The following is a 16,054-nucleotide window of genomic DNA, read 5'->3' as shown; positions in this document are numbered from 1 at the left end:
GATGAAGAATGATGGTGGGCGATGCTGTGACCGGATCAGGATTGCGGACCTAGAAGCTGGATCAGATCGAGACCTGCACGATCACGCATGTTTTTCGAGACAGGATATGTTGTGTAGTCCATCTCCATCGCCAGGAACGGCTCCATGATCGCGTGATAGTGGCGCACATTCCGCGCGAAGATCCGCATGACATAATCGACCGCGCCGAACACGGCGTCACACGCGACGATGTAAAGGCTCTCACCAACGATCGCCTCGAACTGCCGCGATTTTTGCGTGGTATAATCCTTGATGCTGACCGTCACGACAAACTGGCTGAGATTGCCGAGCCGTTCGACATCGAGCGCGGCATGATATCCGCGGATAATGTCGGCCGCTTCCAGCCTGTCGATCCGCGCCGCGCACGGGGTCGGTGACAGGCCGACCGCGCGCGCCAGCCGGACCTTGCTCAGCCGCCCGTCCGCATGCAGCGCGGCAAGGATTTTCAGGTCGATCGGATCAAGCGATCCCGGACGGCTATACGGCACCGGCATCACCCGTCGCAGCTGTGCCGCAGCACCATTCCCGAACGGGCGCCCGTGTGACGGCCCTGTTCGAGTGCCAGCACCCCGTTCACGATGACATGGTCGATTCCCGTCGCCGGCCGCGTCGGCGCCGCCCAGTCGGCATGGTCGCGGATGTCGTCGAGGTCGAAAACGATGACGTCGGCGCGCAACCCTTCGCGCAGCACACCCCGGTCCGCCAGCCCCAAGCGATGCGCCGGCCACGAGGTCATCTTGCGCACTGCGTCTTCCAACGGGAGTATCTGGCGGTTGCGCACATATTCGGCGAGGACGCGCGCGAAGGTGCCGTAGGATCGGGGATGGGGCAGCGCCATGCCGTCGAGCTCGCCCAGCTTTTCGGCCGCCGCCCCATCGCTCCCGATACCCACCCACGGCTGCTTGATCGCCGCGTCGATGTCGGCTTCATCCATCACGAAATAGAGTGCGAACGCGCGTTCAGGAAGCGCATCGAGCATGATGTCCCACGCGGCATCGGCGGGGTCCTTGTCCAGCATCGCGCCGATCTCGACAAAATTCTTGCCATGGAGGCGAGCAGTGTCGGCGCGATGCGAATTGGCGAGCACGATATTCCGCCAGCCACCGGCGGCCTCGACAAGGCTCGACCAACCCGCCCGGCTTCCTGCCGCAAGCTCCTGTTTCAGCCGGGCGCGCATGGCAGGATCGCGCAGCTTGGCGATCGCGGCATCGGTGCCTTGCGCAAAGACATGCGCGGGCACAGTCCCTTCGAGCCCGGTGCCCGCGGCGGTGTAGGGATAGATGTCGGCGGCGATGTCGAGCCCGCGCGCGCGCGCCGCGCCGATGTTCGCGATCGCCCGCGGCATCAGCGTGCCCCAGCCCGGCGCATAGGCCGCCTTGAGGTGGAATATCTCGACCTTCGCGCCGCTTTCTTCGCCGATCCGGATCGCCTCGTCGACCGATTCCACCAGCCGCGCGCTTTCGTCGCGCAGATGCGTCGCGTAAAACCCGCCGCACCGGGCGGACACTTTTGCCAGCGCGATCAGATCCTCGGTCGATTGAAAGGAATCGGGCGGATACATCAACGCGGTGCTGATCCCGAACGCCCCCGCTTTCATCGCGGTATCGACCAGTCCGCCCATCTGGTCGATCTGGGCCGACGTCGGAGCGCCCGCGGCGTCACCCATGACCTCGACCCGTGCCTGCGTCGCGCTGTAATATGTGCCGAAGTTGACGGCGATCCCCCGCCGGGCAAGGTCATCGAAATATTGCGTTATCCGACCGGCCGGGACGGGCGTCCCGCCCTCGCCGCCGATCAACGTCGTCACGCCCATGCGCAGCTTGTTCTCCGCCGCGCCGCTTTTCAGCAACACGGCGCCCGACTGGTCCATCATGTCGATGAAGCCGGGCGACACATATTTTCCGGTCGCGTCGATGACCTTCGCGCCCGGCGCCGCGATGCGTCCGATCTTTGCGATCCGGCCGTCCTTGATGCCGACATCGGCATGGACCCAGGGATTGCCCGCACCGTCGAGCAGGCGCCCTCCCCTTATGACGATGTCATAGTCGGCGGCGGGTGTTGCCGAAACCAGCAGGGCGGCACAGGCGGCAACGGCCAGCGCGCGTGCGGTGCGGGCACGGCGGAACGCCGAAGCAACCGCGGCGGAACGGCGTAACCGGCGCATCACCCGCGCGCCCCGCTGGTCGCTGGAAATCCCCAAAGGTCGTCGGGGCACCGGGCGCGGCCGCGAACATATTCCATCGACGGGACACGATCCTCTGCCAGAAAGATCGGGCCGTCGAGATCGACGACATCGCAAAGCTGTCCCAGCACGCACGCCGGCGCCATGCCGAGGCTGGACCCCACCATGCACCCGACCATCACGCCCAGGCCAAGCAGGCGGGCCTGCTTCGCCATTTCCAGCCCTTCCGTCAGGCCGCCGCACTTGTCGAGCTTGATGTTGACCACGTCGAACCGCCCGACAAGGCCGGGAATTTCCTCCAGTGTCAGCACGCTTTCGTCGGCCGCGATCGGGATCGGGCATTTCACCCCGTCCAGGTCGGCCTCGCGGCCCCGCTGCACCGGCTGTTCGAGAAGCGAAACCCGCTCTTCCACAAGCGCGGCGATCAGCGGCTTGAGATCCTTGCGGGCAAACCCCTGGTTGCCGTCGACCCCCAGCCAGGCGTCAGGCCGCGCCGCGCGGATGGCGCGGACCCGGTCGATGTCGACGTCCAATTCGCCCGTCAACTTGACCTTCAGGTGCGGGACGTCGGCGAATGCGGCGGCGCGGGCGGCCATCGCGGCCGGATGGTCCGCGCCCAGCGTGAAAGTCGTCGCGAGCGCGGCCAGCGGCGCAATGCCGACAAGTTCATAGACCGAGCGCCCGGCCCGCTTGGCTTCCAGATCCCAGATCGCCGCATCGACCGCGTTGCGCGCGCCGCCCGCTGACATCGCCGCGCGCAGCATCGCGCGGCTCACGCCCTGTTCGATGAGCGCGCGCGTGGCCTCAACCTGCGCCGCCATGACATCGGCCGTCTCGCCCCGATAATAAACGCCCGACGCCTCGCCGCGGCCGACATGTTCGCCATCGGACAGCGTCACGACGATGACGTCCTGATGATCGAAAACATATCCCGAGATGCGAAACGGCGCGGCAAAGCCCAGCCTTTCAATCGCCACGTCGAGCGACAGCGGGGGCATCGGCGACGCGGCCGCGACGATGGTGTCGGCGGCCCTGGCGGCGCCGAGCATGGGAGCAGGCCCGGAAAACCTATCCATCGGCGCGGCCCAGGATGGACGCCAGCGCGTCGTCCATCGACGTCCGCAACGGATCGAACGCCGGCACCCCCAGTTCGGCGCTGGCGCATTCGAGCGCCCGCGCACAGGCGGCATCGTCGAGGTGCGACGTATTCAGGCTCACCGCGGCAAGCCGTGCCGACGCGTTGGTGACGCGCGCCGCATCCAGACAGGCATCGGCAACCGCGCGCAGCGATCGGACCGGAAAGTCGGGGAAGGAATGGAAATGGTCGCGGCCGGGTTCGTGGCACAAAATGATCACATCGGGTTGCGACCCATGGATCAGCCCGTGGGTCACACCGGCAAAGGCGGGATGGTAGATCGCGCCCTGCCCCTCGATCACGTCCCAATGATCGGCTGCCGCATCGGGTGACAGCGCCTCGGCCGCACCGGCGATGAAGTCGGACACGACGGCATCCATCGGGATGCCCGAACCGGCGATGATGATGCCGGTCTGTCCCGTCGCGCGGAACGATACGTCGGCGCCCGACCGGCGCAGCGCATCGGCAAGCGCCAGCGCGGTATATTTCTTGCCCAGCGCACAATCGGTCCCGACGGTCAGCAATCGCCGCCCCGTCCGTTTCCGTCCGGTCGCAATCGGGATATCCGGCGGCGGCACGCGCACGTCGACCAGGCGCACGCCCGATGCCTCGGCCGCTTCGCGCAGCGGCGCGATGTCGGCCAGCAAGCTGTGCATCCCGCTGACGATGTCGAGCCCGGCGTGCGCGGCCTCGATCAACGCCGCGTGCCAGCCGGCGGGAATCTGGCCGCCCACCGGCGCCACGCCGATCACCAGCGACCCCGCCCCGCTGGCAGCTGCGGAGCGGGGATCGAGATCGGGCAGGCCGATATCGACGGCGCTGTCGGTCAGCCGATACTGGCCCAGACAGGCATCGCGCGCCCAGTCGCGGATGCCGAACGCGGTTTTGGCGCTATGGACTTTCGCCACGTCGCCGATGAACAGAAGATAGGGTTTGCGCAGCTCGATCATGATAGGCCCCAATGGCAGAACAGGAAAAGACGGCAGGCTGCGTCCCGTTTCCCGGACGCCCCCGCCTCCGCCGGACCTAGGACAAGAGGCACAGGATTTGTGTCCATATTGGCGCGCCGCATCAGCGACTTCGCCTGTCGGGACCGTCGAGCGCCAGCAGGGTCGTCATGGCAATTTCGTGCGGCGCGCGCACGGTGCGCGACACCGGCAGAACGGTATAGTCGAGGTCGATCGAAAGCAGCGGCGCCATGATCGCGCTGCAATGCGCCGCGTCGACCGCATAAACGCGCATCATATAGTCGACCGAACCGAAAACCGCGTCGCATTCGGCGATCTGCGGAACGCCCGCCACCATCTCCTCGAACCGCCGCGCGCGATCGGACGTCCATTGCGAAAGGCTGGCGATCACCACAAACTGGCGCAGGCCGCCCAGCCGCTCGATATCGATGTCGGCGTGATAGCCCCGGATATCCCCGGCCGCCTCCAGCCTGGCGATGCGGGCGGAGCAAGGCGTTGCCGACAGGTCCACGGCGTCGGACAATTGCGCCCTGGTCATGCGCCCGTTCCGTTCGAGCGCCGCCATGATCTTGATGTCGAGCCGGTCGACCGGGCGCGTCCGGGTCATGGTCGGTCAGGCGGCGGCGCTGTCGATGGCCGACACCGCGCTAACCGATGCTCGCCGCATAAACGCGCATCCAGTTTTCTCCCATGACCTTGTCGATCTCGTCGGTGCGCCAGCCGCGGCGTACCATCTCGGCACGAACCGCGGGCAGCTTTGAAATATCCTCAAAGCCGTTCGCATATTGGATCGGGTCCTGAACATAGGTCATTTCGGGCGGAAAGGCGAAGGACTCGTCGGGATAGATCGACGAGGTCGAGCCAACGGTGAAGTCGCCGCCGATGCCGATATGGTCGACGCCGACGAGCCTTTTCAGATAGTCGAGTTCGTCGACGTAACGTTTTACGTCCGCACGTTTTTGCGGCTGCTGCCGTTTGCCGACATCGTTGCCGCTCCAGCTCATGAACGGGTCGATCGCGCTGACGCCAAACAGGCCGCCGGTCCGCGCGATGCCCTCGATGACCCGGTCGGACGTATTGCGCGGGTTGGGGTTGAGCGCGGCGACGTTGGAATGCGTACACACGATCGGGCGCTCGGCCATCGCGATGATGTCGAGGCTCGATTGCTCGCCCATATGCCCGCCGACATCGACCAGGATGCCCATCGACTGCATGTCGGCGACGACCGCGCGGCCCGCCTTCGTCAAACCGACCTTCGGGTCCAGGCAGCCCCCGGCAAAGGCGTTGGTGAGGTTATAGACAAGGCCCACGACGCGCAGCCCCGCTTCGTAGAAAAGCCGCATCGTGGTTTTTGGCGGTTTGGACCACCAGTCGCTTTCGCCCTTCATCGCGAACAGGTCAGCTTCCTGCCAACCGATGGTGAGCGATATCCTGCCCTCCTGCTTCAGGCGCCGAATGTCGGCGGCGCTCTTTGCGATGGCGACTTCCTTGGAATGCAGGTCGACGAACTCGAGCAGCGCCGACATCTGGAGGAGCGTGGGCAACATGCTGACGCTCCAGCTATCGACGCCGCCCTTGCGCAGCAGCGCCAGATATTCGGCGGTCGGTGCCGAGGGGCTGCATCCGTCGACGACGATGGGCGTCACGCCGGGCGATGGCTTTGCCGGCGCGGCGGATGCTGCCGATGCCGCGCTTCCCGCGCCCGCCGTCGCTGCAAAAAGGCCGCCACCGGCAAGCTTCATCAGGCCGCGGCGGTTCATGTCGGTCGTCATCATTCCATCTCCACCAGGCAACATTTATTTCAACGGCTGCGCGAACGGGACAGGCGGTTCCTGGCCCCTCAAATGGCGCAGGAAATATCCCGCCAGCCGCCGCGCGACATAGGGGTGATAACCGACGTCATGCGCGGCATTGGGCACCAGAACCAGGTCGAATTCCTTGCCCGCCCTGATCAGCGCGTCGGATAATGCGACCGTCTGGTTGAACGGCACATTCTGGTCGATGTCGCCCGCGACGAGCATCAGCTTGCCGGTCAGGCGATCGGCAAGGTGCAGGTTGTCGACCCGCGTATAGCTGTCATCCTTCGCGCCCTTTTCGCCCGGCACGCCAAAGAAACGCTCGAGCGAGATCGACGAAATCATCGTGCGGTAATCGTGCGGTCCGGCGATCGAGACCCCGGCCTTGTAAAATTCGGGGAAGAGCAGCATCGCGCGCGCCGACGCATAGCCGCCGAAAGAAATGCCGGTAATGCCGACCCGGTCCAGGTCCATATAGGGGCGGCTGGCCGCCGCCGCCCGAATGCCCGCGACATGATCGGCCAGCGCGATCGAATCCTCGTCCTGCATCGGCGCCATGTGAAAGTCGCGCGACCGCCGGGGCGTCCCGCGCCCGTCCTGAACGACGATGACGAAGCCCAGTTCCGCCAGCGCCTGCATATAGGCCGCGCGCGCGCCGATCGCGTCGGTGAACCCCTGCGGCGCGAAGGACACCTGCGGGCCGGCATAGATTTGCTCGATCACCGGATAGCGTTTGCGCGCGTCGAAATTCGTCGGCTTGATGAGCACGCCATAGATGTCGTGCGTCCCGTCGGCGCTTTTCGCGACAAGCCGTTCGGGCGGGGTCCAGCCGGTTGCGCGCAACGCGCTGGCGTCGGCGTCGACAAGTTTCGCGACCAATGTCCCGTCGGACCGGCGGACCAGCGTGGTCGGCGGCGTCGCGATCGTCGAATGCGAGTCGACGAAATAGCGGCCGCTGGGCGAAAACCGCTCCACCGGCGTATCCCAATGGCCGTTTAGCCCCCGCGCCGGGAAGTTGGTGTAGGAATGATCGGCATCCTCGGGGGTCAGCAGCTTCGGATCACCCCCGCGAAGGTCGGCGCGATAAAGATGGCGGTAATAGGGGTTCCGCCCGGCCTCTTTCCCGCCCGCCGTGAAATAGACGAACCCTGCCGCCTCATCGACGCGGACGATGTCGAATACCGCCCAGTCGCCCCTCGTCACCGCATTCTTGAGCGCCCCTGTCCGGGCGTCATAGCGATAGAGATGCCCCCAGCCGCTGCGCTGCGACCACCACAATATCTCGTCGCGCGCCGCCAGCAGGCGTATGTTGGGGACGTGATAGTCGAAGGGGTTGAGGTTGAGGAACTGGTCGGCGCGTTCCTCCAGCACCGTGCGACTGGTCCCGTCGTCGAGGTTGATCGCCACCAGGCCGAGCGCGCGCGAATCGCGGGTCGATGTCGCCAGATATAATGCGCCGTCCGCTATGTCCCAACCCGGTTCGCCGACGATCGCCCAATAGGGCGCATAGTCGTTGAACCCCAGCGCACCGCCATCGACCGGCACGATCCCACCGTCGTGAAGGTCGATCAGGACCAGCGCATAGGGGGTTTCGGGCGCGTCGGCGGGGGTCGGCATCGCGATCTGGTGCGCGATCGGGCGCGGCGAATCCGGGGGAAGATATTCGACCACATAGGGTGCGGTCTTCACGCCGCGGCGGTCCGTGCGGATCGCGAGCACATAGCGGCCATCGGGCGACCAGGTCGCACCCGCATAGGTCGGTTTGGCCTGTCCGCGCCGTTCCTCGACATAGGTCGTCTTGAACGCGGTATATTGATAGGGGAACTCTGCGGTGCCATCGGTGGTCAGCGGCCGTTCCGCGCCCGTCGCCATATCGCGAAGCCACAAGTTGCTGTCGCGCGTGAACAGCGCGCGCTTGCCGTCGGGCGACGCGACGATGGCGGGGTCGGGCGCGATCGCCGCCATATCCTTGCACCGCGTCCCGGCCCGGTCGCATTGGAACGATCGGTCCCCGGCCGCAAAGGAAATGTCCCGCATATCCTGCGAATAAGTGATCGACCCGAACGGCAATTGGGTGGGAGACACCTCCTTGCCCAATGCGCGCGACAGCATCGCCGCGACGGCCTTGTGGTCGAACGAGGGTTCGGCACGCCCCGTCGCGGCGTCGACGGTCAGGAAGCGGAAGCCGCCGTCGATTTCATGCCGATACCAGAAGCGATCGCTGCCCGCGATCCAGTTGGGCACTGGCGCAGCGTTGCGCACGAGCTTGCGGACATTTGCCGGATAGAAAGCGGCGGCTCGTTCGACGTCGGCGCGCGTCAGTGCGCCGTCCTGTTGGTCCGCCTGGCCCGGCGACGCGCTGGCCGATGTGGCCCCCAGAACCAGCAGTGCTGCCGCCAACAGGCGTCGAACATAAGCGTCGATCATCGAATTTCCTGGATAGCGACGTGGTGACGGCGATCCGTTGCGAGAACGAACCGCCGCCATCTGGGACATCATTAGTAACGAACAGTCAATGTCAGGCCCGTCGTCCGCGGACGATTGATGAAGGCCGACGACAACGGTCCGTCGAGCACGCCGTTGACCAATCGCGCCGAACTGGTCGGGATGGTCGTCGCCTGCAATTCCAGATCGTTGAGCACGTTCGTCATATAGGCCGTCAGCGACCACCATTCGCGTTCCAGCCCGACGCGCAGGTTCAGCATTTCCATGCTGCCCAATTTGCCCGTCGCGAAATTCTGCGGAAACGTTTCGCGCTCGCCAATATATTGGAAGGCAATCTGTCCGGTCAGTTCCAGGTCGTCGCTGCCCAGCGGGTAGCGAAGATCCGCGCCGGTCGAAAAGGACAGGCTCGGAACGTTCGGCGGCCGGTTCCCCTTGGCAAGATCCTGATAATCCGCCGGTGCCCCGGCGACGGCAAACACCGACATGCCCTTGGTATATTCGGCTTCGGTCAGATTGCCGCTGAAAAAGAGCGAGACATTGCTGCTGGCCTTGTAGACGCTCTCGACTTCCAGCCCATAGATGCGAAGCTGCGGTCCGTTGGCAGTGAGCGCGCCGGGGTTGCTGATCCCAATCTGCGGATTGTCGAAATCCGAATAGAAACCGGCAAGGTTCAACGTCAGCTTGTCATCCATCAACCGCGACTTGACCCCGATTTCACCCGTGACGATGTCGTCCGATCCATAGGTCAGCGCATCCTCGAACTCGGGTGATCCCACCGGCCCGAAACCCAGCGCCGAGAAGGGACTGTTGAGCCCGCCGTTGCGCACACCGCGCGCCAGCGTGCCATACAGCATCACATCGTCGCTGATGTCATATTCAAACGCCACGCGCGGCAGGAAGGTATTGAGTTTGAAGTCGAAACTCGTCCCCGGCCCGCCCGGCGCGTTCAGCGCCTCAACATCGTTCGGCACCGGGAAATAGATTGGCGCAAAAATATCGCTGGGATCGGTGAAGATCGGGGAGAAGATGCCGATGACAAAGGATTCGACCAGCGTCGATGTCACCTTTTCGTTGACGTAGCGCGCGCCGGCAAAAAGCCGCAGCCGGTCCGTCACGTCATAGCTCAGTTCGACGAAGCCGGAGAATTGCCGGGTATCGATCCGCGTCGTGCTGCGTTCGATCTCTGTCGACCCCGTATCGGTGATATTGGCATAGCCGTCGCCGGTCACCAGCGCGGTCGAGGTCGACTTCGTATCCTGGAAAAAGCCGCCTGCGGTGACGTTGAGCGGCGAGTCGAAGTCCGAAACGAAACGAAACTCCTGCGACACGCTGCGTTCCTTGCCGCGCGTCTGCGCGATCGCGGTCAGGTCGGACGACAGGAGGTTGCTGGCGGTATCGAACGGCGGGAAAGCGTTGAAGAAACCCTCGAACCCATAGGTATAGGCCGAGCTGAACGTTTCCGCTTCACGCCGACGCTTGTACAGGCCGGTGATGGACTCGATCGTGATCGGCCCCGAATTGTACGAGATTTTGCCGCTATAAAGCTCGAAGTCGTCCTGGTTCAAACCGTCGATCAGGCTCAACGACGGCGCGATCAGGTCTTCGGTGCCGACGCTGTCGCCGATGGTCGTCGGTTCGATGAAATTAAGCTCGCCGATGTCGTCGCGCCCGACATGCGCCGCCAGGCGCAGGGTCAGATTTTCCGTCGGCCGGGCCACGATGATCGCGCGCCCGCCATAGGATTCAAAATCATTCATATTATTCTTGTTGAGGCCCGGATTGTCGATGTAGCCATCGTCCTTGCGATAGAAACCGACCATCCGGATGCCGAGCTTTTCGGGGACAAGGATCAGGCTCGTCGCGTTTTCGACCCGATAGTTGAAACCGCCGTTGTTGGTCGCGCTGACGCCGCCGCTCCAGGTGCCTTCGACCGTCTTTCCGCTGTCGAGGTCGGGGTCGGCCGAAAAATAGCGGATCACCCCGCCCATCGCGCCTTCGCCGAAATAGGTCGGCTGCGGACCGCGCAGGACTTCGACCCGGTCGAAATCGAAAAAGTTGAAGTCGCGCTGCGATGCGGACGACGACGCCACCGAGATGTCGTCGACAAGGATCGAAACGAGCGGCTGGAGCGCGTTGCCCGAAACCTGGGTGCTGTTGGTCACGCCGCGAATGTTGATTTCATTCGTGTTGGGCCCGCGATCGAGCAATTCGACACCCGCGACGCGGTTCGCCAGATCCTCGAAATCGACGATCCCCGATCGTTGCAGCTCCTCGCCATCGAGCGCCGCGATGCTGCCGCCGATATCCTGAATCGATTCCTCGCGAAACCGGGCGGTGACGACGATCTCGTCGGCCTCGCTCGCCGCGACGCCCGCCTCTTGGGCCCCGGCCCCCGCGCCGAACATCAATGTCGAAACGCTCGCGACCAAAGTCGCCGTTATCCCCCTACGTGCCACATGACCCTCCTCTAATGGACGAAACCGATATTGTAATTAAATAACAATGGTATAGTCATCACCGTGCCAGGCCGCGTGGCCTCGAACCGGGGTGCGCAGACACGCCACCGCGGATGCACCGGGAAAAGCGCGCCGCGCAAAACCCGTCCCGATCTTCCTGCCGTCCAGACATGGGACGCCGACGACATTTCGCGTCCGGCGCCTCCTTCCGGCTCCCTTTGATTCCCCTCGCACTCCAACCTGATTCGTTTTACAATACATCAATGTATTGTCAACAAACTGTCACGGGTTTTTTCGTCTTGCTCCGGGGCGTGATGGCGCGGTTTCGCGGCGCGCCCGACAATCGGCGGCGTGCCCCGCACAGGCCGCGAACCCGTCGGTCGCCCGGCCGCGCGGCGCGGCGACAGAGCCGAAAAGCAAACAAAATCTATTGGTCGATTTCGTCGAGGAGCATCCGCTGCAACGGCCGTCGGACGAACAGCATCACCACCATGGCGGCAGCGGCGAACGCAGCGTGCAACGCAAAGAAACTCGCGTGGCTCATCGCCTCCCACCAGGTCGCAACATGGCCGACGAGCAGATTGCCGAGGAAGACCGACAGGAACACCGCCCCCATCATCGTCGAATTGACCTGTGCCGGTGCGGCGCGGGCGAACAGCGCGAGCAGCGTCGGCCAATAGAAGGTAAAGCCGAGCGCGTTCAACGCATAAAGCAGGACCGGCCAGATCGCGCCCACAACCTCGCCCCGATCCGCCCATCCGGCGGGGATGACCATCATCAGGTTCGCGCCCGCGATGATCATGTATCCGATCGTGATCTTGGTCATCTCCGGCGTTTCGCCGCCCAGCCGCGCCTGCCGACGCCACACTGCGATCAGTGTCGGCACCGCCAGAATGCAGAACAGGCCGTCGAGCGCGTTGAACGACGGGGTCGGCACCGTCCAGCCGAACAGGCTGCGATCGACCGACGCATCGATAAAGAGCAATCCGGCATTCATTTCCTGAAAATAGGCCGCACAGGGCAGGATGCTGATCGCGGCGAGGAACAGCAGCGCCGCGATGTTCCGCCAATCGCCCGTCGCCAGCCCGCTGCTTTCGGCGGTCCCGCGCTGTCGCTTGCGATCGGGCGGCAGATGTTTCCAGCCCGCCATATAGGTCGCCAGCGCAACCAGCATCAGCACGCCTGCCATGCCGAAACCGACATGCCAGCCATAGCTTTGCGCCAAGATGCCGCACACCAGCGGGCCGAGCAAGGCGCCGACGTTGATCGCGGCGGAAAAGATCGCGAAGGCGCGGGTGCGGCGTCCGCCGTCGGTGAGTCGATAGAGGTGGCCGACCTGGACCGAGATATTGCCCTTCAGGCACCCGGTTCCCGCGATCAGCAGCGACAGCGCGAACAGAAAGCCCGCTTCATAGGCCATCAACGCATGCCCCGCCGTCATCAGCAATGCGCCCAGCACCACCGTGCGGCGCTGGCCCAGCAGCCGGTCGGCCAGCAATCCGCCAAAAATCGGCGTGAAATAGACCAGCCCGGTGTAAAGGCTGAATATCTGGCTGGCGAACGCCTGGTTGGACAGCGGGCCGGTGAGCGACTCGATCGCCGAACGGAGACCGGCGAAGCCGTGGACGCCGTCGGCGACGCCCGGCGCCAGCAAATGCTGGATCATGTAGAGCAGCAGCAGCGCCGACATGCCATAAAAGGAGAAACGCTCCCACGTCTCGGTGAAGGCCAGATAGGCCAGTCCCTTGGGATGACCTAGAAAGCTGTGCCCGGCCGGTTCCCCTGCCCCGCCCGACGGGATGGACGCCGCCGCCACGCGGCTACGACCCGCTGTCGGGCGAAACCGGCGCGGCGAAACGGTCGGTTGCCCGGATCAACTGGTCCAGAATACCCGGTTCGGAATAGGCATGGCCGGCGCCGTCGATCAGGTGAAAATCGGCTTCAGGCCAGGCCTGGTGGAGCGCATGGGCATATTTCGCGGGGCACGGCAGGTCGTACCGCCCATGAACGATGACGCCGTCGATGCCGCGCAAGCGATGGGCATCGCGCAACAATTGCCCGTCCTCGAGCCACGCGCCATGGGTGAAATAGTGATTTTCCAACCGGGCAAAGGCGAGCGCATAATGTTCGTCCTGCCACAGCGCGGCCAGCGCGGCGTCGGGAAGCAGGGTCGACGTCTCGCATTCCCAGCGCGTCCACGCCTGCGCCGCGGCGACCCGCGCCATCGGATCGGCGCCGGTCAACCGGCGGTGATAGGCCGCCACCAGGTCGCCGCGTTCGGCCTCCGGGATCGGCGCCTGGAGCATCGCAAATTTTTCTGGAAAAACTTCCGACACACCATGGCGGTAGAACCAGTCGATTTCGGCCTTTGTCACCATGAAGATTCCGCGCAGGACCAGTTCGCTGACGTGCTGCGGATATTTTTGGGCGTAAGCGAGGCCCAGCGTCGATCCCCACGATCCCCCGAACACCAGCCATTTTTCGGCCCCGACGAGCGCCCGCAGCCTTTCGATGTCGGCGACGAGATGCCAGGTGCTATTGTCGTCGATGCTCGCGTGCGGCGTCGATTGTCCGCAGCCGCGCTGGTCGAACAGCAGGACGTCATAATGGTCCGGGCTGAACAGGCGTCGATGCGATGGCGATATGCCGCCGCCCGGCCCGCCGTGGAGGAACAGCGCGGGCTTGCCGCCACGCGTGCCGACGCGCTCATAATAGACATGGTGGCCGTCGCCGACGTCGAGCAGCCCGGTCTCATAAGGCTCGATCGGGGGATATAGGGTGCGGAGCGCCGTCATCGGCGCGCCATCCCCGCCGCAACGGTGGCGCGGCACACGCGCCGCTCATTCGTCTTTCCGTTCCGCAGGCCAAACCGCCGCATGCCACGCCCCTCCGAGTCATAAATACAGTTATGTATTGTGACTGCATTGGCGGTCGCCGACTGTCAAGGGCAATGCGCGCACGGCGGTCGGCGCGGCCCTATGGCCGCATGTGGCTGCTCGGCATGAATGGCAATCGCGCCAATGGCCGCGCGGCCGCGTCAATCGCGCCCGGCAAACACCGCGACATAACGATGGATGAGCGCCTGCCGCTGCTCGAGCGATTCCTGGAGGCCGGTCGCATAATATCCAACCTGGTGGAAATAGACGATGCGGGCGCGGATCATCGAATCATCCTCGCTGTAACCGCCATCGACAAACACCTGGCGGATCGCGGCGATGCGTATCGCGTCAACTTCTTGCACGACGGTTTCGACGTCGGCTGACAAATTGGCCCACGCCCGCACCGCCCGGTCATAGGCCGGACTGAACCCCTGTTCGGAAATGTAGAGATGCGCGAGGCGGGACAGCCGTTCGCTGACGGTTCCGGGCATCGCGAGCACGTCGAGCATCGGCTGCGTGTTGCTGGCGCGCCAGTCCTCGAGCAGCTTGTCGAGAAGTTCGGTATGATCCTTGAACCGCCAGTAGAATCCGCCGCGGGTAACCCCCGCGATTTTGGCGAGCCGGTCGATCTTCACGCCGACGATACCATCGTCGATCAGCGCGCGCCGCGCGGTGTCGATCCACTCCTGCGTCGATGGCGTGTGTTCGGGGGGTGGGGTCCGCCGCCAGGTGCGCCCCGTTTTCCCTGTCCCCGTCCCCGTCTTCGCTGCTGTCGATTTTCTCTCAGCCATATTGCCTCATTGCCGGAAAAACAGGCGCGCGGTCAATCGCCCCGCCACCAAAGGGGACGGCCGTTGTTCGGAGAGGCTGGACATGTCAATACATAGATGTATTCCAGACGGCGACGCGGCGCTATCGAGAGGGAACAAGGATGGCACGAAGGACGGACAGCTGGGCATTGATCGCGGCGGTCGTCATCGGCAACGGCATCGCACATATCGGCACATCGACCATGCCGTTCCAGGTTGGGGCGCTGATGGACATGGGCCTCAACGGGCGCGAAGCTGGGCTTTTCGGATTTTTCCAGATCGGCGCGCTGGCCTTGTCGATGATCCTGCTCGCTCCCGTCATCCACCGCGCCCGTTCGGTCACCGTCGCGATGACGGGCGCGGCGCTCGCGATTGCGGCGCACATATTGATGTATCTGGTGCCGGGATCATTCGCCCTGTTGCTGCTGTTCGCGGCGCTCGCCGGGACCGGCTATGGCCTGATCTTCGCGGCGACCATTACCGGCGGCTCGACCGCCGCAAACCCCGACCGGGTCTATGCGATAGGCAATGGCGGCGCGGTCGCCTATGTCGTCGCCTTGATGTTTGTGATGCCGATGGCGAGCATATATCTCGGCACCATGGGGGCGTTTCTCGCCGTCGCGATCGCGATCCTCATTACCATGCCCGTCATGCTGGCGTTCAGGGCTCGCGCCAGCCTGCCGACAATCCACGCCGGCGGCCTGCTTCGCCAACCCGCGGTCCTCGCGCTCATGCTGATGTGGGCGGGTTATTCGCTGGGAACGGGCGCGCTGTGGAGCTTTGCCGAACGGATCGCGAAAGGGCTGGCGATCGCGCCCGAAACAACCGCCACCATCCTGTCGCTCAGCGCGCTTTGCGGCATCCTGGGCACGGGGGTCGCGGCATGGCTGGGCGGCCGGTCGCCGCGCATCCTGTCGATGGTGGTCGGGCTGGTCGGCACGGGCATTTCCTGCCTTTTGCTGGGTTTCGCGACGGGAACGGTGATGTTTGCCCTCGGCGTTCTCACCTACTGGATTTTCTATATGTACCAATATTCGGTGTTCCTGGGGGTCGCCGCGTCGATCGACCCGTCCGGCCGCGCCGGCACATTGGGGGGCGGCTGCGAACGTTTCGCCTTTGCCATCGGCGCCCCGATTGGCGGTATCGTGGCCGACTTCGGTTCCTATTCGATGCTGGGCATATTGGGGTTCCTCAGTTGCGTTCTGACCATCCCGCTCTGCATGCCGCTTGTCGCCCGTCGTCTGTCCGGTGGAACCCCCGCTGCTCTTCCGTCGTGAAAATTCGGTCATCAGACCATTGCACAAATACAGTGATGTATTTATAGAGGCACGCAGATTGTAGCAAA

Annotated in this window: 12 protein-coding genes; 1 reads left to right on the top strand and 11 read right to left on the bottom strand. The window is 64.3% G+C overall.

Annotated elements, in window-relative coordinates:
• Positions 1 to 35: 35 nt before the first annotated feature.
• From A3E77_RS01380 to A3E77_RS01330, 11 genes are all read right to left on the bottom strand, one after another.
• Complete coding sequence (locus A3E77_RS01380; RefSeq protein ID WP_293643112.1) at positions 36 to 533, bottom strand: Lrp/AsnC family transcriptional regulator; 498 nt, start codon at positions 531 to 533, stop codon at positions 36 to 38.
• On the bottom strand, positions 533 to 2,203 hold the full coding sequence (locus tag A3E77_RS01375; protein WP_293643111.1) for an N-acyl-D-amino-acid deacylase family protein: 1,671 nt from the start codon (positions 2,201 to 2,203) through the stop codon (positions 533 to 535). The genes A3E77_RS01380 and A3E77_RS01375 overlap by 1 nt, the downstream gene beginning before the upstream one ends.
• Positions 2,203 to 3,297, bottom strand: a complete 1,095-nt coding sequence (locus A3E77_RS01370) for a dipeptide epimerase (RefSeq protein ID WP_366652604.1) — start codon at positions 3,295 to 3,297, stop codon at positions 2,203 to 2,205. Before A3E77_RS01370 ends, A3E77_RS01375 begins: the two co-directional genes overlap by 1 nt.
• Entirely contained in the window at positions 3,290 to 4,306 is a 1,017-nt protein-coding gene (locus A3E77_RS01365) for a DUF1611 domain-containing protein (RefSeq protein ID WP_293643110.1), read from the bottom strand. The genes A3E77_RS01370 and A3E77_RS01365 overlap by 8 nt, the downstream gene beginning before the upstream one ends.
• 121 nt (positions 4,307 to 4,427) lie before the next feature.
• Positions 4,428 to 4,931: an Lrp/AsnC family transcriptional regulator gene (locus tag A3E77_RS01360; RefSeq protein ID WP_293643109.1), complete on the bottom strand. Its 504-nt coding sequence runs from the start codon at positions 4,929 to 4,931 to the stop codon at positions 4,428 to 4,430.
• A 40-nt stretch (positions 4,932 to 4,971) separates the two neighbouring features.
• Positions 4,972 to 6,096: a dipeptidase gene (locus A3E77_RS01355; protein WP_293643108.1), complete on the bottom strand. Its 1,125-nt coding sequence runs from the start codon at positions 6,094 to 6,096 to the stop codon at positions 4,972 to 4,974.
• Between the two features lie 24 nt (positions 6,097 to 6,120).
• Complete coding sequence (locus A3E77_RS01350; protein WP_293643107.1) at positions 6,121 to 8,547, bottom strand: S9 family peptidase; 2,427 nt, start codon at positions 8,545 to 8,547, stop codon at positions 6,121 to 6,123.
• A gap of 71 nt (positions 8,548 to 8,618) precedes the next feature.
• Positions 8,619 to 11,021: a TonB-dependent receptor gene (locus A3E77_RS01345; RefSeq protein ID WP_293643106.1), complete on the bottom strand. Its 2,403-nt coding sequence runs from the start codon at positions 11,019 to 11,021 to the stop codon at positions 8,619 to 8,621.
• 427 nt (positions 11,022 to 11,448) lie between these two features.
• The gene (locus A3E77_RS01340) at positions 11,449 to 12,837 is read right to left on the bottom strand and encodes a peptide MFS transporter (RefSeq protein WP_293643105.1); all 1,389 of its coding nucleotides are present in this window, start codon (positions 12,835 to 12,837) and stop codon (positions 11,449 to 11,451) included.
• A gap of 4 nt (positions 12,838 to 12,841) precedes the next feature.
• A complete protein-coding gene (pip, locus tag A3E77_RS01335; RefSeq protein ID WP_293643104.1) occupies positions 12,842 to 13,816 on the bottom strand; it encodes a prolyl aminopeptidase in 975 nt (324 codons plus the stop codon).
• A 242-nt stretch (positions 13,817 to 14,058) separates the two neighbouring features.
• Positions 14,059 to 14,691: a TetR/AcrR family transcriptional regulator gene (locus tag A3E77_RS01330; RefSeq protein ID WP_293643103.1), complete on the bottom strand. Its 633-nt coding sequence runs from the start codon at positions 14,689 to 14,691 to the stop codon at positions 14,059 to 14,061.
• 140 nt (positions 14,692 to 14,831) lie between these two features.
• On the opposite strand from A3E77_RS01330, the gene A3E77_RS01325 reads away from it, so the two are divergent.
• A complete protein-coding gene (locus A3E77_RS01325; protein WP_293643102.1) occupies positions 14,832 to 15,986 on the top strand; it encodes an MFS transporter in 1,155 nt (384 codons plus the stop codon).
• Positions 15,987 to 16,054 lie beyond the last annotated feature (68 nt).

It is taken from the genome of Sphingopyxis sp. RIFCSPHIGHO2_12_FULL_65_19 (assembly GCF_001830555.1).
Classification (GTDB): domain Bacteria; phylum Pseudomonadota; class Alphaproteobacteria; order Sphingomonadales; family Sphingomonadaceae; genus Sphingopyxis.
This window is presented reverse-complemented; position numbering and strand designations above follow the sequence as displayed.